Genomic DNA, 19792 nt, shown 5'->3' with positions numbered 1-19792 from the left:
CCATTGTGAAATGGTCGCTCTTTTTTTATGTCTTTTCTGAAAAGCATTCTATAGATAAATTGCTATTTATGCTATTCTGATTTCTGAATACTCAATAAAAACCTGATTTTCTAGAATGAGCGATTCTAATGCTTCATCAAATATCTTTTCTGGAAGATTTAAAGTTTTAAGCTCAGTAATTAAATGAGTCTCTTTGTCACTTAAGTATTGTAGAATGTCTTTTTTAGCCTGTTCTATGTCTTTCTGTGATGTTTGTGTATGGTGGGTTAGGCATACATCGCATTGTTCACAATCATGATTATTATCTTCACCGAAGTATAAAAGAAGTTGTCGGCTTCTGCAGACGTAATCATTTTCAGCATAGTTGATCATAGCTTCAATTCGTTTGACAAACTGTTCCTTTCTATTTTCATATACTGATGATGGTATCTTAATATTTATGCCATCTTCCCTGTCTCGTAGATAGGTAATGTATGGCATCTTTCTTCTTGGAATAAAGTTGATGATATGTCTTGCACTAAGATTTTTTAGTATCAGATAAATGTTTTCTAAAGGAATATTCGTTTTTTGTGCTATAAGAAATTCGTCTATATAGACGTAATCAGTAAAAAGTCCTCCATAATCACGAAGTAATTCTGTTATGATGAGTTCTTCGTTTGCGGAAAGTGAATTCAGCTGATACAAATCATTTCTCCCTAATATAAAGCGCAAGCGTGCCTTGCTGTCAGGATTATCTTCATAATGAATATATCCACATCGATCCAGGATATGTAGTGAACTGTTTACTGGTATAGGAAAGAATTTATATGTATAACTAAACTTATCAATATGAAATTCGAAAGTATTTCCATATCCACTTCCTACACCAATTTGGTAAAAGTAAGCGAGATGTTCGTATATGTTTCTAATATAATCTTTCTCTGGGAAAGTATCGATAACACGTTTGTGAAGTTTAAGTTTGTCATTATCATTGTACAATAGTACAGCATAAGCTTTTTGTCCGTCTCTTCCACCACGGCCTGCCTCTTGGAAATATGCTTCTAAGGAGTCGGGACAGTCGATGTGTACAACGATGCGTACATCAGGTTTGTCGATACCCATACCAAAGGCATTTGTGGCAACAATGATTCTTTTTTCATTATTTTGCCAAGCCTTTTGTCGTTCATCTTTGATGATTGGGTCTAACCCCGCGTGATAGAAAGTAGAGCTTATTCCGCTATCATTGAGCATAGAGGCAATCTCTTTGCATCGTTTTCGACTTCTAACATATACAATGCCACATCCTGGTACTGAAGATAGTATATGAATAAGTTCTCCATATTTATCAGCAGTCTTTCGTACCACATAAGCCAAATTTTTGCGTTCAAAGCTCATGCGGAAAACATTTTTATGCTTGAAATCAAGTTTTTCTTGGATATCATCAATTACTTCTGGAGTTGCCGTAGCTGTAAGGGCCAGGATTGGCACGCCTGGTTTCATTTTTCTGATGTCGGCAATTTTTAGGTATGACGGACGAAAGTCATATCCCCATTGGCTGATACAGTGTGCTTCATCTACGGTGATAAAGCTCACTTTAATATGTTTAAGTTTTGTTTGGAATAGTTCAGTAGATAAACGTTCTGGCGAAACATATAAAAATTTCGTTCTTCCGAAAATGCAATTTTCGAGTATTTGAATGATTTCAGAATGGTTTTTGCCCGAATAAATAGCATCAGCCAAAATACCTTTGTCCTTTAAATGGGCCACCTGATCTTTCATTAGTGCGATGAGTGGTGTTATTACAATGCAGACACCATCTTTTGCAAGTGCAGGAACTTGAAAGGTGATAGATTTTCCACCACCAGTAGGCATAAGTCCAAGAGTATCCTGACTTTTGCCGATAGATTCAATGATTTCTCTTTGAATACCGCGAAAGTCAGGATACCCCCAGTATTGATGAAGTATCTTTAGATAATCCATGTATGTATTTAATATTCTGTAGGACGAATATCTTCTATCTGCAACTGAACTTGATTCTTTTTGAATACGTTGTCTTCTATAGTATACGCTATGTCGAAACTGCGTTTGCTTTTGATGTATCGTGCACTTGCACTCTGTCCAAAGGCTATACCATTGACCACGTTGCTTGATTTCGAATCGACTAATTCTAATTTGATATGTTCCTGTTGCCTGCCAACTACTTTGCTTGTGCCATAGTCATAGACACCTATGGTGCAGAACAAAGGTTTTGGATTTCCAGGACCAAAAGGTGCAAATTTTTTCAAGTCAGTATGCAACTTTTTAGTAATATCCTTAAAATCGAGCACAGCATCGATATCAAGTGTTGCTTCGATTTGTTCAGGTTCGATATGGCTTTCGACATATTCCTGGAATCGTTTTCTGAATTCCTTTACATCTTCCCATTTCATAGTAAGACCTGCAGCATAAGTATGTCCGCCAAAGTTGATAAGGAGATCGCGGCAACTTTTAATTGCAGAATAGATGTCAAAACCTGTGACACTTCGAGCAGAACCTGTTGCGAATTCACCAAATTTAGTGATAACTACGGTAGGTCGGAAATAGATTTCTGTCAGTCGAGATGCTACAATACCGATGACACCTTTTTTCCAGTTTTCATCATAGAGTACAATACTCGACTGATGTTTTTGGCTTTCCAATCTTCCTACGATTTGGTTGGCTTCTTCCGTCATCTGCTTGTCAATATCTTTGCGCTGTTCGTTATATTCGTTGATATGTTTTGCCATTTGGATGGCAGAGGAGAAATCCTTTTCAACTAGCAAGTCTACGCTTTCCTTACCATTCTCCATACGTCCAGATGCATTAATTCTTGGACCTATTTTAAAGATTATATCGCTCATCGTGATATTTCTTCCATTTAGGCCACAGATATCGATAATTGCTTTCAGGCCGACGCTTGGATTCTGATTTAGTTGTTTGAGTCCATGGAAGGCAAGTATACGATTTTCATCAACTACAGGAACGATGTCTGCTGCAATTGCCACAGCACAAAAGTCGAGGAGAGGAATTAACTGCGAGAATGGGATACCATTATTTTTAGCCCAGCCTTGCATAAATTTAAAGCCGACACCACATCCGCACAAGTGTTTGAAAGGAAAACTATCGTCTGTTCTTTTGGGATTGAGAATGGCCACAGCTTCAGGCATCACATCGTCAGGAACGTGATGGTCACAAATGATAAAGTCTATGCCAAGACTTTTCGCATAGGCTATCTCTTCAATAGCTTTGATTCCACAATCAAGTATAATAATCAGTTTAACACCGTTTTCGTATGCATAGTCTATTCCTTGTTTGCTCACACCATATCCCTCGTTATAGCGGTCGGGTATATAGTATTCTATATTGGAATAGAATTGCTGTAGAAATTTGTACACCAGTGCTACTGCTGTGCATCCGTCCACATCGTAGTCGCCATATACCAAGATTCTTTCTTTTCTACCCATAGCATCGTTCAGTCGATCTACGGCCACATCCATATCCTTCATAAGGAAAGGGTTGATGAGGTCGCCCAATTGTGGGCGAAAAAATCTTTTGGCGGCACTTTCTGTGGATATGCCACGTCGTATAAGCAATTGCGCTAGGATAGTGCTCATGTTGAGCTTTTCTCCTAAGGCTTTAGCTGCTTCGTCTTGTTCTGATGTAGGTGTCGTGTATTTCCATTTAAAATGCATTTTAAATTATTTTTATTTCTGCCCGTAAAGTTACAAAAAAAAAGCGTAAAACAATATTGTTTTACGCTTTTTTGTATCTTGTAAACTATTCCGCTTAGCGGATAGGTTTGACTTGTACTTATTTAGATGCCAAGTTTCTTACGAAGGTTCTTAGGTACTGCATTTTTATTTACCATGAAATCCATGGTCTTGTAAGCAACATATTTTTTGGTCATGTACCATGTGCCATTATACTTACCATACTTACCCCATGAGTTCTTTACCATGTAGTATTCCTTACCATTTTGGTCTTTAGCGATACCATAGATATGCATACCATGGTCGTCTGTTGTTTCCCAGTTATCATATGCTTCCTGACGCATTTCCTGAGTAGGAGTGATTTCTGGAGCATTTACACCTAGAGAATCAAATTTTTCTTTCTTTTCATCCTTAGACATTTTGAACCAATGGTCAGCATCGGTACCTGCCATAGAGCGAACCTTCTTTACATCGAAGGCAATGCCAAGACCCTGACGGGTGAATCCATCCTCAGTTACGTCGCCACCCCATGCTACAGTATAACCATTTTTGATAGCGTTATCAATGATAGCGCAAAGATCGTCCATTGGTACGTTGTAGCTCATTGGCCAACGCCAGTTATCTTGTACTTCTACTGCAAACTGGCTCCAAAATGGGTGATGAGTAAAGCTAGTGAATGACACATAATCGTTCCAATCAAGACCCAAACTTGCTGCGAAAGACTGTGGGGTATATGTCTTACCCTGATATGTGAATTTCTCTGGGCAGTTGCCGATATAAGAATTAAGGATGCCCTGGAGACCATTCTTCCATGCTGGAGATAGTTTCTTCTTATTACTCTTAGCAATAGCCTCAACATAAGGTGTAAGTACAGAGAAGAATTCACCGAAGTTTGCTAAAGAGTCACCTGTAAGTGTACCTGGAGCAGGCATAGCAGATTCAGGTACGATACCATAGTGCTGAATGCAATACAATGGGTCGTAAGCGCTTCCTCCTTCAGAGAAAGATACATCACCATGCATACGAACAGCCATTACAGCACGATCCATGTAGGTTTTGTTAGCAACAAACATCTCTGAGAGATCGTAAGTCTTACCAGTTTTTTTCAAAATCTCGCTCTCAAAGAAACTTAAAGTTGAGTAAGCCCAGCACGTACCGCTACGATTCTGATCTTTTACACTTGTGATAGGGTTCTCTTTAATTACTGTGAATACAGGAGCATTCTTGTTAACCTTAGTTGTGTCCTTGTCAGACTTAGCATTTGCACTCAATGCAAGTCCTGCAAGAGCTGCCAAAACTAAAACTTTTCTCATAATTTTAAATTGCGTCGTGTTAAGAAATAAAAATATACTTATGTATCTCTCTTCGACTGTTTTTTGTGTTATTGTTATTATTTAAATTCTCTTTAATTGTTGGCCATGAAGTTTTCCACGTCTTTTGGATGATATGGAATGCGGTCTTTACCTATAAAGCGACATCCGTCTTTAGTGATGAGTACATCGTCTTCAATGCGAATACCTCCAAAGTCTTTATAGGTTTCGAGCTTATCGAAGTTTATAAACTCTTTACAGTGGCCTGATGCCTTCCATTCGTCAATGAGGGCTGGGATGAAATAGATACCTGGTTCATCAGTTACGACAAAACCTTCTTCGAGTTTTCTTCCCATACGTAGACAATTTGTACCAAATTGCTCAAGGTTAGGGCGGGTTTCTTCGTCAAAACCTACATTAATTTGGTCAAAATTCTCCATGTCATGTACGTCCATACCCATCATGTGTCCAAGTCCATGAGGAAGAAACATTGCATGGGCACCTGCAGCTACCGCTTCTTCAGTATCGCCCTTCATCAGACCTAGCTCTTTGAGTTTGTCTGTCATATGCTTACAAACAGCGAAATGTACATCCCAATACTTTACGCCTGGTTTTGCCAATTTAAGTGTCAAGTCGTGACAACTTTCCACGATAGAGTAAATTTCCAGCTGTCGCTGAGAGAATTTACCATTAACAGGAAAGGTTCGTGTGTTATCAGAGCAATAATGGTTTATGGTTTCAGCTCCGGCGTCGCATAGTGCGAGACGACCACTTTCCAAAATGTTCATGGAAGGATTTCCATGCATAATTTCGCCGTGTTGAGAGAATATGGTAGGGAAACTAACCATAGCACCATAACTATTAGCAACTCCGTCTACTTGTCCACCTACAAATTTTTCAGTTACACCTGGTTTGGTAAGACGCATTGCGGTGGTATGCATTTTATAGCCGATAACAGCAGCTCTTTCTAGTTCTTCAATTTCTTCAGTAGTTTTACTAGAACGCATCTTTACGATAGCCTGAATCAGGTTCATTGATGCTTCTTCTTTCTGCTGATTAGGGTGAATACCCATCAAATCGAAAATTTGCAATTTGATATCGTAGCGGTAAGGAGGCAAATAATGTATCTTGCGCTTAGCAGCCATAGCTGTATTGCAGATAGTCTTTAAAGTCTTCATAGGAGCAGTATTGGCTACACCTACTTGCTCTGCCATATCGTGTACACTATCTACTTTGCCGTACCATACGATATCTTCAATTTCGATATCATCCCCGACAAGTGTTTCTATATTGTTGTCGATATCAATGACGCCTACTAATCCATCCCGTTTCTGTCCGAAATAGTACAGAAATGAAGAGTCCTGACGGAACGGATAGTAACTATTATTAGGAAAGTTACAAGGCGATTCGTTGTTACCAAAAAGAATAATTACGCCGCTTCCAACTAGTTTTTTAAGTTCTTCGCGACGTTCTATATAAGTTTGCTTATTAAACATATTCGTTATAAAGTCATAAACTTTTGGCAAAGGTAAAACTTTTTTTGGTAAAAATATAGTAACTTTGCAATAAAATGGGATATTTACTTTAAAATTATCAATATTTAGCAGTTTACTGATGAAATTAAACTTAAACACAGGACTTGTACTGGAAGGAGGAGGCATGCGAGGAGTATTTACAAGTGGTGTACTTGATGCCTTTATGAAGCATGAACTGTATTTTCGTTATGTTTGTGCCGTTTCTGCTGGTGCCTGTAATGGTATGAGCTACATCAGTCGTCAGCCTCGTCGTGCTCGCATATCTAATATCGACTATCTTGATCGTTATAAATATATAGGTATACGTCATTTGGTTACTCAGGGATGCATTTTTGACAGAGAATTGCTTTATGATAAGTTTCCAAATCAGCTTTTGCCGTTTGACTTTGATACTTATTTTAAATATGCACATCGTTTTGAATGTGTAACGACTAATTGTAAGACAGGAAGACCTATGTATCTTCAGGAACTGAGTGATCGACAGCGTGCATTGGATATAGTTCGTGCTTCGAGTAGTTTGCCCTATGTTAGTAAGATTGTAAATGTTGATGGCATTCCGATGCTCGATGGAGGTATTGCTGACAGTATACCTGTAGAGCGTGCTATTGCAATGGGCCATCCTAATAATGTGGTGGTGCTCACTCGAAATAAGGGGTGGAGAGATGAAAGCAAAGATCGTAAAGTTCCTTATTTTATTTATAAAAATTATCCTCGTCTTAGACTGGCTTTAAGTAAACGACATGTTTCATACAATGCGCAGATAAACTTAATTGATGAATTGGAAGAGAAAGGGCAGATAAAGTGTATTCGACCAATTCGTCCGTTAGAAGTAGGAAGAATAGAGAAAGATGTCAATAAATTGGAACGTCTATATGAGGAAGGATTTGAATTGGGTGAAAAATTTTGTATAGAAAATGGATATTAGACGGGATTTTTAATGTCTTTTGTTTACATCATTTTATGGTTCATTTCACACTTACGTATAATGGCTGAGAAAAAATCTCAGCCATTATACGTATATCTTGTGTTAGAATTTTATGTATTCCTTCACTCTTTGTTACCCAATGGTGTTTGGCTTATTTTTTCTTGGCATTTCGTGCAAATGCAAATAATTCCAATGGAAGGTGGCAGTAACCATCAGGGTGCTTATCTAAGTAATTCTGATGATATTCATCTGCAGCATAATAATTCTTCAAGGGTTCTACTTCTACTACGATAGGCTTGTCATAAAGAGCCTGTTGCTCAGTCATAACTTTATCGATAATAGGTTTTTGACTTTCTTCTGTATAATAGATTCCTGTACGGTAACGTGTACCTTCGTCTTCACCTTGTTTGTTGAGGCTGGTTGGGTCTATTGCCTTAAAAAACATATTGAGTAAGAATTCTAAGTCGAGCTTGGTCTCGTCATATGCGATACGTACAGTTTCTGCATAACCTGTAGTGTCTGTGTATACTTCTTTATATATTGGGTTAGGTGTATTACCATTAGCAAATCCTGTTTCTGTTTCCAGTACACCTTCGATTTGTTTAAAGAAGTGACTTACTCCCCAAAAGCAACCGCCTGCAAGATATAAATTCTTCATATTTTTGTGTTAGTTGTTAAATATTCTCTCTTTGTATTTATACGGCAAAGATACATATGTTTTTTGAATTGTACAAATATACAAATAGAATTATTTAGTCTGTTTGGGGAAGCATATAAAAAAGTGGAAGAAACTATTCGAAGTATCTTCCACTATGTATCTTATTCGGGAGTCTTATTTTTTCTTTTTAAGCAAATCAGGTCGGAGTGCTTTGGTTCTAGATAAAGCCTGATCCATTTCCCATTGCTTAATTTTAGCCTCGTTACCACTTAAGAGAATATCAGGTACTTTCCATCCCTTATATTCTCTTGGACGGGTATAAATAGGAGCTGCAAGCAAATCATCCTGAAAGCAATCGCTTAGTGCACTCTGCTCATCACTGATAGCTCCAGGAATAAGACGAACAATAGCGTCAGCCATAACAGCTGCGGCTAGTTCGCCACCAGTGAGTACAAAATCACCGATAGAAACCTCTTTTGTAATAAGGTGATCGCGTACACGCTGGTCTATTCCTTTGTAATGTCCACAAAGAATTATAAGGTTGCCTTTCAGTGACAGATCGTTGGCCATTTTCTGATCGAATTTTTCTCCATCAGGGCTGGTAAAGATAACTTCATCGTAATCTCTTTCTGCTTTCAGGGCAGAAATACAGCGATCGATAGGTTCACATTGCATGACCATACCTGCAAAACCACCGTATGGATAATCGTCTACACGCTTCCACTTGTCAAGAGTGTAATCGCGAAGATTATGCAAATGTATTTCGGCCAAACCTTTTTTCTGAGCTCTTGCCATGATTGACTCCTCGAAGAAACCTGTGAGCATATCTGGCAATATCGTGATAATATCTATTCTCATGTTTTTGTATACCTATTCTGATTTGTTCTTTTAACAAAACTAATTTTGTGCAAAGATACAAATTTTATTATGAAATATGATCTAAATATAGCATAACCTTATCCGAATTGCTCAATAAACTGGTCTTCTGAGATAATCGGGATGTTCAGTTGATGGGCTTTTTGGTTTTTACCACTAGTCGATGTTACATCATTATTGATAAGATAGGAAGTGCTTTTGCTTACGCTTCCTGTAACTTTTCCTCCTTGGCTCTCAATATACGCTTTGAGTTCGTTACGGTTCTTATAGTGATGTACATCACCGGTTATTACGAAGGTAAGTCCTTCGCATTTCTGTCCCAACGGGTTATTATCGTCTTGTGATAAGTGGAGTAGCCCTAATAAATTGCGGTATTCATTCTGATTTTCTTCATCACTAAACCATTTCACCACAGATGCACTTTTCTCTGGTCCTAAACCGTCTATTCCTGCAAAAATAGCAATACGTGTATCGATGCTGAGTGGAGTAAACGTATTTGCATCTGTAGTACCTTCTGTAGTATTCGATAGAAGATTTTCTTGCTCATTCTGTGCAAAGAGGTCGAGTTCGTAGTTATCCTCCTTTTCTGTAACAATAGGCTTGTTAATGTTCGGATTACCGCTAGCTATAGCTGCCAGTTTTTCAAGTGGATAGCTTTTGAGCAGGCGATTACATACATCTTTGCCGACTAAAGGAATGCAGAGCGCATAAAGTAACTTGTGTGCTTCAGCATTTCGACTCTTCTCAATAGCTTTGTGAATGTTATTGGCACTTTTTTTACCAAAGCCTTCTAGAGTTGCTATCTGATTGAGGTGAGCTGAAAGTCTGAAGATATCAGCATATTCCTTTATCCATCCCATGTTTATGAATCGAGAAAGAGTTTGTTCACTGATACCATCAATGTCGAGACCATCTTTCGAAACAAAACGTGCGAATTTTTTCAACTGTTTCGCTGGACATTTGGGATTGGAACAGTGCAGAGTCCGTGTTCCGCTGGCGATACTTGTGACAATTTGTGTCTGTGAATGACAGACAGGACAAGTTTCAGGAATATGTAGTTCACCTACTTTCTGTTGTACTTGAATAACCTTAGGAATAATCTTATTAGCTTTGATAACAGATAGTACACTATCTTTGTCACCAATGCCTAAGCGCTCACATTCGCTGATATTACAAAGGCTAGCTCGTTGTACAGTTGTCCCTTCCAACTCTACAGGTTCAAATACTGCTACAGGGGATATTGTGCTTGCTGCGCAACTCCATTCGATGTGGTCGAGCTTAGAAGTTGCGCTTTCATCCTTCCATTTGAAGGCATATCCTGCTCGTGTTGCATGATGGCCAGTGATGCTTCCTGTTTGAGAATATTCGTAATCTTCGTAGGCGATAACCAATCCATCTACAGGGAAAGGATTCTTATTCTTGGTAACTTCTTCAGTCCATCGATCAATAACCTTTTGAATGTTGTCTTGGTTTGGAGTAAGTATACATTCGTGTTTTACGGTTTTCATACCATTATCCTCAAGGAATGCCATACGTTTTCCCCAACTATTGATATTCTCATCAGTATAGACCAAAGTGAAAGGTATCCACTGAAGGTGACGTGATTTTACTTCATCAATATCTTTCAGTGTGAGCGATCCTGATGCTAGATTTCTAGGATTGGCATAGTCTTCGCCACTTTCAATAAGAAATTGATTAAAGTCGGCATATGAAATAACGCACTCGCCTCTGACTACAATATGGCCTTTATTTTTAATCTTTTGGGGAATACCTTGGATAGCTGGTGCCAAGTGGGTAATATTCGTACCGAAATGACCATCTCCTCGTGTAACTACTTTTGTAAGTTTCCCTTTGTCGTAAGTAGCGACCAGTGTTAGTCCATCAAGTTTCCATGAAATCCAGATGGGCTTTCCATCTGCCCATTTTGTAAGATCTTCTGTTTTTTTTGTTTTGGCTAATGATAAAGCGGCAAATTCATGCTCCTCCTTTTGGCCTGTTATGCTGTCGGCGGATACATGATGAATAGGGGACTCTTCAAGTATAACTCCTGTTTCCTGTTCTAAAACTTTGAGTCTGTCAAAAAGAGCATCCCATTCGTAGTCGGTCATTATTTCTGCCTGACCGTTATAATAAGCGTCTGCAGCTCTATTCAATAGATCCACAGCCTTTCTCATTTCTAATATTTTGTCTTCAGCCATATTCGGTTTTATTTTTCAATGCAAAGATAAATAAAAAAAACGGGAATCCCTAATTTTAGGAATCCCCGTCTTTCTATTATTTCTCTCTCTAGAGTGAATTAAAAGAATCACTTCTTTAATCCACGATTTTTCAATGTTGTATTGAGAATAACCTCATACTGTTTATATTGGTCGGGTGTGAGGATATAACTCATGTTTGTGAGATTGTTGTGAATAGCTTGAGCTACCAATTCCTTTTTTTCTTCATTAGGAGCAACTGCAGCATTCATCATTTCTGCATCGAAAGTTTTGGCAATGTCATTGATACATTCCAATTGGTCGGTAGATAAATCCAAAGCTTCACCAATCTTACGTGTATTGAAATTAACCATAAAGGTTTTGGTCTCATTCATGACACTTGCTTCTTCGTTACCTGCAAATGTTGCAGTAACAGTTAGAATTGTAATTAGTGTTAAAATAACCTTTTTCATCTTTTTACCTTTCCTTTCTTCAATAGGAATTTGAATTCTTATCGTCTAATTATTTATCCTAATATCTCTTAAATACGATGCAAATGTATACATATAAATGATAATGAGCAAGTTTTTTCTGCTTTTTGTGTGCGTAAACAGTATGTTTTTTGACCTATATCAATGTCGTTCCATTTTCTTTTTATACCTTTGCAACATCAAATAAAAAAAATGGAAAAGATAGTAATTGGTATCGACGTAGGCATTAGTACTACTAAAATAGTAGGAGTAGACCATAAAGGAAATATTATTGCTCCTATTCGAATTAAGGCAACTGATCCTATCACTTCTCTATATGGTGCTTTTGGTAAATATCTTCATGATAATCAGATTACGCTTTCCCAGGTAGAAAAGGTGATGTTGACAGGTGTTGGAGCTGCTTATATTAATGAACCAATATATGGTTTACCTACCGGAAAAGCCGAAGAGTTTGTTTCTGATGGTCTTGGTGCTCGTTATGAAGCTAAACTTGATCGGATGATTGTAGTTAGCATGGGAACTGGTACTTCTATCGTAAAGTGTGACGGTGACGAGATTAAGCATGTTGGTGGTATTGGTATTGGAGGTGGTACTTTGGCGGGCTTGAGTCGTATTATGCTGAAAACTGATGATATAAAAACGCTGATAAACCTGGCTAACGAAGGCGATATTTCTAAAATAAATTTGCTGATTAAGGATATCAGTGCCAGTCCACTTCCTGGATTACCGATGGATGCCACGGCTTCTCTTTTTAGTGCAGCTAAAGCAAATGCCAGTAGAGAAGATATTGCCAAGGGGTTAATTCATATGGTGCTTCAGGCTATCGGTTCAGCTACTATTTTGTCTTCTTTGGGCAGTGGTATTAAAGATTTCGTATTGATAGGCAATATGACTTTGCTACCTCAGTGCAGAGATGTTTATCCAGCGATGGAAAAAATGTATCACGTACATTTCCGAATACCTAAATATTCTGAGTTTTGTACGGCAATAGGGGCAGCTCTGAGTTATACCCAAAAAAAGCAGTATCAAAATATTTGATGATTTGATAAAAAGTATAAAGGTCACTTTTAGTAGTGGCCTTTTTTCATAGTAGAGTTTTGATATTTTTTCCTTAATAGAACTACTTACTTAGATAAAGGCTTTTTGTGTGCACTGTATTCTGTCACTACGATAATTGGCGAACTGTTGCTGATTTCTACAGTCCGTACAGAGTTGTATGTCAAATAATTTATCAAAAAACAGCGCTTTCAAAAATCGTCATCTAGCTCAAAATCTTTAGCTTTTGATCAGCCTGTTTGGACTTTTTTCTTCCCCTCGATTTTCTCTCCCGCCAAAACCACAGGTCCTAGGGGTCGAAACCTAAGACTTTGTTCGCTAAACTCTATGACCTTATCGCATCAACCCTAAGCTTTCGACCCCTAGGAGCTGGGGTTTTGGCGCCCATTTATTAAACCACCGAAGTGTAAAATTTGTAACGCGCTGATATTCAGGCAGATACAAAAATGCTTCAAAATTCGCGTATTTGAGGTGGTCTTACTTCGAAATTCCAAATACGCAAATTATAAGACGGCTTGTGTCAATTAAATTCAAATATGTATTATATTTGTTATGGTTTTAGTTTGTAAAGTACTGAGGTTCGCTAAATAACGATTGAGGGGTGGCATATTATCATGATGAAATGAAATATGTCACCCCTTATTGAGATTTTACCTTTTATGTATTCACGATATGTTTATTTATCTTATAGAATTCCTAATTTACAGAACGAGATGAGAGTAATATATCCTATAACAAGACAAACTATACCTGTTATAAGACCAGCTTTAAGCATATCATTCTGCTTAATTAAACCAGTACTGTAAGCAATAGCATTAGGTGGTGTACTAATAGGAAGACACATCGCTGTAGAAGCTGCTATAGCTATGCCGATAAGTACAGTAGCAGTTCCACCGATAGGATTTAGACTGTTACCCATACCTTGACATACAACAGTAAGGATAGGGATGAGTAAAGCAGCGGTTGCAGTATTTGAAATAAAATTGCTAAGGGTGTAGCATACCAAACCACTGACTATGAGGATAAGCAGCGGGTTGAGGTTTGCAAATGGAATACTCTTGACTGCATTTTCCGCCAGTCCAGTACCGTTCATTGCTAATCCCAAAGCAAATCCACCGGCTACCATCCAAATTACTCCCCAATCGATATCTCTCAAATCTTCAGAATTAATTACTCCAGTGAAAGCAAATATGGCGATGGGTAACATCGCGACGGTGTTAGCATTGATGCCGAAGAGAGATTTTCCTGCAATCCACAGAAATATGGTAAGTCCAAATGTGAACGCAACTACATAAGTTCGCCAGTTCCACTGAATGTTTCCTTCTATATTGAGTTCTATGTTTTTCTGTGAGAATGGAAATAGTTTTTTAACGATAAACCAAGCAATTATCAGCATGATAAGCACCATAGGTACCATGATCATCATCCATTGGCCGAAACCTATTGTCATGCCAAGACTTTCCAACGTTTTATAGGCAAATGCATTAGGTGGTGTTCCGATGGGGGTTCCCATACCACCAAGATTTGCACCGATAGGAATTGCCATAGTCAGAGCTATGCGTCCTTTGCCATTGGCTGGTAACGAGCGAAAAACAGGGGTGAGAAAAGTAAGCATCATTGCTGCTGTTGCGGTATTACTGATAAACATAGAAAAAATGCCAGTAATAAGGATAAATCCTAAAAGTACATTTTCACTTTTCTTTCCGAATGGCTTGATTAAATTTTTGGCTAGGAGAACGTCGAGTCCAGATTTAGTGGCTGCGATAGCTAAGATAAAACCACCCAAGAAAAGAATAATAGTAGGATCTGCAAAGCATGCCATGATACCTTGATAATCAAGTAATTTTCCTGTTTCTCCTTCGCTTCCTTGCAGAAAATTGAATGCAGAGTCGGATACACAAAATAGTAATACAAAGATAATCGTAACAGAAGTAGCCCATGCTGGAATTGCTTCTGTAAGCCATAGAAGTACAGCCATGGTGAAAATAGCGATAACGCGCTGTTGAACTATTGTCAAGCCTTCAATGCCGAAACTGTCAATAGGAAGATTCCATACGATAACGGTTAATAAGGCCGTAACAAGAAACATAATTCCTTTTCGCTTGTTAAAATCTCCGGTCAATACTTTTTTAATAGGGTTTGCCATAAGCTTTATGTTTTAAATGGTAATTTATTGCATTGTATTGTGTCTATTTTGTCAAAACTCCGGCTAAGATACAATGATTTTATAAATAATTTGACGTCTTAAATATTAAAAAAATAAAATTAGAAATATCTATCGTATTTATTTCTGATTTTATTATCTTTGCTCCTAAAACTAGGTTTTATGAAAATATATACAAAAACAGGTGATCAGGGGCAAACATCTTTAACTCAAGGCTTACGAGTGGATAAGGATGATGTACGTATAGAGGCAAATGGAGAATTGGATGAACTGAATGCTATAATAGGTATTGTGAAAAGTTTGATGCAAGATGATTATATTCATGTGAAAAAGCTAGATCGTATTCAGCAGTGTTTGATGTATGTGATGAGTTGTGTGGCATCAGATGAGCGAATGAGGCAGAAAAAAGATGTGGATATGCTAATAGAAGTGAATTCAGGTATGGAAAAAGAAATTGACCTTATTGCTGGAGAAAAAAACTTTGGATTCGTGCTTCCTGGGCAGAATCGTTTGTCTGCTTTTGTACATCTAGCTCGTGCCAAAACTCGAACGGGGGAACGTCGACTTTGGACGGTTAATCGTTTATATCCAGTAATGCCTGAAATTATGCAATTTATGAATCGTCTTTCTGATTATTTTTATGCTCTATCTCTATTATAATAGGATATAATAGTAAAAACGAAAAATACAAAGAGGCTACATTGTAAAAGTGTAGCCTCTTTGTATTTTTAAAAATCAATTGTTATTTACTGATTAGTTAGCAGATTCAAATTCATTCAAGAACTCCGTGTCGTTCTCCGAGAAGAGACGAAGGTCGCTAACTTTATACTTTAAGTTTGTGATACGCTCAACTCCCATACCGAATGCGTAACCGGTATAAACCTTAGAGTCAATGCCTGCAGCCTCGAGTACATTAGGGTCTACCATACCACAACCAAGAATTTCTACCCAACCTGTATGTTTACAGAAAGAACATCCTTTGCCTCCACAGATGTCACAACTGATATCCATTTCTGCACTAGGCTCTGTAAATGGGAAATAACTTGGACGAAGACGTATTTTTGTTTCAGGACCAAACATTTCACGTGCAAATGTAAGTAAAACTTGCTTTAAGTCTTCAAAACTAACATTTTTGTCAACGTATAGACCTTCTACTTGATGGAAGAAGCAGTGAGCGCGAGCAGAAATGGCTTCGTTACGATATACGCGACCTGGGCATAAAATGCGGAATGGAGGTTTATGTGTCTCCATGAAATGACTCTGATCACCAGATGTGTGACTACGAAGCAATACATTCTTGGTTACATCGTTAGGATTGCTCTGCTCGATGAAAAAGGTGTCCTGCATGTCGCGTGCAGGATGGTCTGCAGCAAAATTAAGTTTGGTAAATACGTGCAAGTCATCATCAATTTCAGGACCATCGGCTAGCACAAACCCCATACGGCTGAAAATTTCAATAATTTGATTCTTTACCAAAGTCAAAGGATGACGAGAACCAAGGCTAATAGGATAGGCTGTACGTGTCAGGTCTATATCTTCGCTTGTTACGTCAGCTTCAGCTTGAGCTTCTCTCAATTCATTAATTTTATTGAGAGCTGTTTGCTTCAGTTCATTAATTTTGATACCAACTGCTTTCTTTTGGTCAGCTGCCACATTGCGGAAGTCTGCCATAAGAGCGTTGATTTCACCTTTCTTACTGAGATACTTTAGTCGCAGTTGCTCAATTTCTTCAGCGTTCTGCGCATGTAAGTTGTTCACTTCTTGGAGAAGTGCTTCAATCTTTTCTAGCAACATATATTGTAAAAACGTTTTTATTCTTTTTCGAAAATCGATTGCAAATATACAAATTATTTTAGACATAATGATAGTGAATAAAAAATTATTTGTATTTTTGCCGGTGATTTGAGGGAATGACACAAAAGTCAGTTACATTTTAGATATATGAAGAAAGCTTTTTTAACAAGCATGTCATTAATTGTGCTGTGCATATGCTTTACTGCGACAGGATGTTCTGAGAAGAAACCATCTTCTATAGATTCGACAAGCATTGACTCTATCGTTGCTGCAGATACGGTAAAAACGGATTCTGCAGAGAATTTGATAGCAGAAACTCCTATGCCTAAAGCAGCGGACGAACTTTTTGATGACTTTATCTTCAATTTTTCTGCAAATAAAAAGTTGCAGCATGAACGTATTCATTTTCCTCTGCCGGTATATAGAAATGGAAAAGTCGAAAAGTCGATTGCTAAAACCGAGTGGAAAATGGAGCATTTCTTTATGCGTCAAGGGTATTATACGCTGATTTTTGATAATCGCAAACAAATGAATTTGGTGAAAGATACTACTATTGATCATGTAATCATAGAAAAGGTATTTTTTAAAATTAAAACTGTTAAGCAATATTTGTTTAATCGAATTAATGGCCGATGGATGATGACTAGTATTAATCTGAAACCTATGTTCGAAAATAATAATGCTAGTTTCCTCAAGTTCTATCAGCATTTTGCAGTGGATACAGCTTTCCAGTCTCGTCATTTAGCATCTACTATAAAATTTACAGGCCCAGATCCTGATGATGATTTTAGTACAATGACTGGAGATATTGATGCCGAAACATGGCCAGCTTTTGCACCTAAGTTGCCTGCTGGAATGATATATAATATAGTTTATGGTCAGAAGTATGCCGAAAGTACGCAAAAAATATTTGTGATTAGAGGTATTGCTAATGGTATGGAGACGGAATTGACTTTTCGTCGCATAAAAGGTAAATGGCAACTTGTACAACTTACAACCTAATTTTGGCTTTTTTGACTCAATTTTTATTAAAATGAAAGACTTAAAAAACTTCAACTTGTTGCCATATAATACATTTGGCATTGAAGCATATTGTAAACGTTTCGTGGAGTTTGATACGGTAGAGGAATTATCTGTATTTGTCAAAACGCTTACCCAAGAAGATTCTCCCTTACTTTTACTTGGAGGTGGCAGTAATTTGCTTCTTACAGGTGATTATCCAGGTACTGTTCTTCATAGTGCCATTAAGGGTATTGGTGTCGTAAAAACAGACGCTAAGTGTGGTGATGTATTTGTGCGCTGTGGAAGTGGTGAAGTCTTTGATGATGTCGTGGCATACTGTGTAGAGCATGGGTATTATGGCATGGAAAACTTGAGCCTAATACCAGGTGAAGTTGGTGCTAGTGCTGTACAGAATATAGGTGCTTATGGTGCAGAAGCTAAAGATGTTATTCAGATGGTAGAGGCCATTGAAATTGATACAGGAAAAAAAGTTTGTTTTTCCAATGCTGATTGTAAATATAGTTACCGGCAAAGTAAATTTAAGAATGAGTGGCGAGATAAATATGTTATTACTTATGTTACTTATCGTCTTAGTCTGACTTTTCAGCCTAATATAGATTATGGAAACATTCGTGAAAGGTTAGGTGGATATACTGAAAAAGTTACAGCGTCTATTCTTCGCAATGCGATAATTGATATTCGTCGAGCTAAATTGCCTGATCCAAAAGTTCAGGGCAATGGTGGTAGCTTCTTCATGAATCCAATTATAGAAGAGGAGCAATTTAAGAAGCTAAAGGCAAAATTTCCAGATTTAAAATATTATGAAGTTGCATCACCTGACAAATTGAGTTATAAGATTCCTGCAGGATGGATGATCGAACAATGTGGATGGAAAGGTAAAAATGTAGGTCCTGCAGGTGTACATGATAAGCAGGCTTTGGTATTGGTAAATCTTGGAGGTGCTAAAGGGAAAGATATTATCCACCTTTGTGAAATGATACAAAGGGATGTAAAAACAAAGTTCGGTGTAGATATTTATCCTGAAGTCAATATTAAATAATGAGTAAGTCTCTTCATATTACATTATTAGGAACAGGAACATCTCAGGGTGTTCCTGTTTTGGGTTGTGAGTGTGATGTTTGTCGCTCTCAAGATCCACGTGATCATCGTTTAAGGTGCGCAGCATTAATAGAGGATGAGCATACTAGAATTTTAATTGATGCAGGTCCGGACATTCGCCAGCAATTATTACAAGTCCCATTTCGCAAAATAGATGCAGTTTTAGTTACTCACGCTCACTATGATCATGTGGGGGGAATGGATGATTTGCGTCCATATTGTAAGGCTTTTGGTGATATAAATATTTTTGGAAATGAGACAGCAATAGTTAGTTTGCGTCAAATGTTGCCTTATTGTTTTCCTAAAGATGCTTCTTTGCTTTATCCTGGAGTTCCTAAGCTTAAACTTCATAGCATTAAACCTCATGAAAAGCTTAGTTTTGGAGAAATAGAAATCACTCCGATTAGTGTGATGCATGATAAATTGCCGATATTAGGTTATCGGTTTGGGAAGTTTGCTTATATTACAGATATGAAGTCTATGGATAATGAAGAATATACTTATCTGAGTGGTGTAAAGGTGCTAGTTGTTAATGCTTTGCGTTTTGATAAGCCCCATCATAGTCATCAGTTGGTAGACGATGCTATAGCTTTAGCTCAAAAAATTAATGCACAAAAGGTATACCTTATTCATGTTACTCATGATATTGGTATTCATTGTGAGGCAAACAAGAAACTTCCTGAGGGTATATGTTTTGCCTATGATGGGATGTGTATAGATGTATAATTTGCTGAATTACAAAAAAAAGATGTAATTTTTTTATCTTTTTTTTGTGTTTCATATAGAAAATTATTACCTTTGCACTAATAAAATGAAATACAAACGTTTAATGTTATATATAGGTTATAAATCGAATTAAGGTTTTAAGGTAAAGTTGATTAGCGAATCATTTTAAAAATTTAACGTCCAAATTTCCCTCTGAGAAGAGTGAAATTTGGATTTCTTATATAAAGAGGTCTT

General features: G+C 37.5%; 16 protein-coding genes. 6 read left to right on the top strand and 10 right to left on the bottom strand.

Annotation, left to right across the window (positions count from 1 at the left end):
• Positions 1 to 66: 66 nt before the first annotated feature.
• From L6469_RS05260 to L6469_RS05245, 4 genes are all read right to left on the bottom strand, one after another.
• On the bottom strand, positions 67 to 1959 hold the full coding sequence (locus tag L6469_RS05260) for an ATP-dependent DNA helicase RecQ (RefSeq protein WP_006283392.1): 1893 nt from the start codon (positions 1957 to 1959) through the stop codon (positions 67 to 69).
• Positions 1960 to 1967: 8 nt separating this feature from the next.
• Positions 1968 to 3689, bottom strand: coding sequence for a single-stranded-DNA-specific exonuclease RecJ (gene recJ, locus L6469_RS05255; protein ID WP_006283393.1), 1722 nt, complete (start codon positions 3687 to 3689; stop codon positions 1968 to 1970).
• Positions 3690 to 3811: 122 nt separating this feature from the next.
• Positions 3812 to 5020 carry an aminopeptidase C gene (locus tag L6469_RS05250; protein ID WP_027452899.1) on the bottom strand — a complete coding sequence of 403 codons (1209 nt, stop codon included), beginning with the start codon at positions 5018 to 5020 and terminating at the stop codon, positions 3812 to 3814.
• Between the two features lie 92 nt (positions 5021 to 5112).
• A complete protein-coding gene (locus L6469_RS05245; protein WP_039871108.1) occupies positions 5113 to 6513 on the bottom strand; it encodes an aminopeptidase P family protein in 1401 nt (466 codons plus the stop codon).
• Between the two features lie 118 nt (positions 6514 to 6631).
• Here L6469_RS05245 and L6469_RS05240 point away from each other — a divergent pair, with 118 nt between their 5' ends.
• Positions 6632 to 7477, top strand: a complete 846-nt coding sequence (locus L6469_RS05240) for a patatin family protein (RefSeq protein WP_006283396.1) — start codon at positions 6632 to 6634, stop codon at positions 7475 to 7477.
• 151 nt (positions 7478 to 7628) lie between these two features.
• Here the strand turns inward: L6469_RS05240 and msrA are convergent, their stop codons facing one another.
• The 4 genes from msrA to L6469_RS05220 form a co-directional block, all read right to left on the bottom strand.
• The gene (gene msrA, locus L6469_RS05235) at positions 7629 to 8135 is read right to left on the bottom strand and encodes a peptide-methionine (S)-S-oxide reductase MsrA (RefSeq protein WP_006283397.1); all 507 of its coding nucleotides are present in this window, start codon (positions 8133 to 8135) and stop codon (positions 7629 to 7631) included.
• Between the two features lie 174 nt (positions 8136 to 8309).
• The gene (gene trmD, locus L6469_RS05230) at positions 8310 to 8993 is read right to left on the bottom strand and encodes a tRNA (guanosine(37)-N1)-methyltransferase TrmD (RefSeq protein ID WP_006283398.1); all 684 of its coding nucleotides are present in this window, start codon (positions 8991 to 8993) and stop codon (positions 8310 to 8312) included.
• Between the two features lie 98 nt (positions 8994 to 9091).
• Positions 9092 to 11209, bottom strand: a complete 2118-nt coding sequence (gene ligA / locus L6469_RS05225; protein WP_006283399.1) for an NAD-dependent DNA ligase LigA — start codon at positions 11207 to 11209, stop codon at positions 9092 to 9094.
• A 107-nt stretch (positions 11210 to 11316) separates the two neighbouring features.
• Positions 11317 to 11679 (bottom strand): hypothetical protein, encoded by a 363-nt coding sequence (locus L6469_RS05220; RefSeq protein WP_006283400.1) that lies wholly within the window; start codon positions 11677 to 11679, stop codon positions 11317 to 11319.
• Between the two features lie 210 nt (positions 11680 to 11889).
• Between L6469_RS05220 and coaW the strand changes: the two genes are divergently transcribed.
• Complete coding sequence (gene coaW, locus L6469_RS05215) at positions 11890 to 12735, top strand: type II pantothenate kinase (RefSeq protein WP_006283401.1); 846 nt, start codon at positions 11890 to 11892, stop codon at positions 12733 to 12735.
• A gap of 703 nt (positions 12736 to 13438) precedes the next feature.
• Here the strand turns inward: coaW and L6469_RS05210 are convergent.
• On the bottom strand, positions 13439 to 14899 hold the full coding sequence (locus L6469_RS05210; protein WP_006283402.1) for an SLC13 family permease: 1461 nt from the start codon (positions 14897 to 14899) through the stop codon (positions 13439 to 13441).
• A 180-nt stretch (positions 14900 to 15079) separates the two neighbouring features.
• Between L6469_RS05210 and L6469_RS05205 the strand changes: the two genes are divergently transcribed.
• Positions 15080 to 15577 (top strand): cob(I)yrinic acid a,c-diamide adenosyltransferase, encoded by a 498-nt coding sequence (locus tag L6469_RS05205; protein WP_006283403.1) that lies wholly within the window; start codon positions 15080 to 15082, stop codon positions 15575 to 15577.
• Between the two features lie 93 nt (positions 15578 to 15670).
• Here L6469_RS05205 and pheS read toward each other — a convergent pair whose 3' ends face one another.
• Positions 15671 to 16711 carry a phenylalanine--tRNA ligase subunit alpha gene (pheS, locus tag L6469_RS05200; protein ID WP_006283404.1) on the bottom strand — a complete coding sequence of 347 codons (1041 nt, stop codon included), beginning with the start codon at positions 16709 to 16711 and terminating at the stop codon, positions 15671 to 15673.
• Between the two features lie 147 nt (positions 16712 to 16858).
• On the opposite strand from pheS, the gene L6469_RS05195 reads away from it, so the two are divergent.
• Genes L6469_RS05195 through L6469_RS05185 form a run of 3 tightly spaced genes read left to right on the top strand, consistent with a single transcriptional unit; the run spans position 16859 to position 19558 of the window.
• Entirely contained in the window at positions 16859 to 17713 is an 855-nt protein-coding gene (locus L6469_RS05195) for a DUF4348 domain-containing protein (protein WP_006283405.1), read from the top strand.
• Between the two features lie 31 nt (positions 17714 to 17744).
• Positions 17745 to 18773, top strand: coding sequence for a UDP-N-acetylmuramate dehydrogenase (murB, locus tag L6469_RS05190; RefSeq protein ID WP_006283406.1), 1029 nt, complete (start codon positions 17745 to 17747; stop codon positions 18771 to 18773).
• Positions 18773 to 19558: an MBL fold metallo-hydrolase gene (locus L6469_RS05185; protein ID WP_006283407.1), complete on the top strand. Its 786-nt coding sequence runs from the start codon at positions 18773 to 18775 to the stop codon at positions 19556 to 19558. Before murB ends, L6469_RS05185 begins: the two co-directional genes overlap by 1 nt.
• Positions 19559 to 19792 lie beyond the last annotated feature (234 nt).

This window comes from Segatella baroniae B14, from assembly GCF_022024235.1.
Classification (GTDB): domain Bacteria; phylum Bacteroidota; class Bacteroidia; order Bacteroidales; family Bacteroidaceae; genus Prevotella; species Prevotella bryantii.
This window is presented reverse-complemented; position numbering and strand designations above follow the sequence as displayed.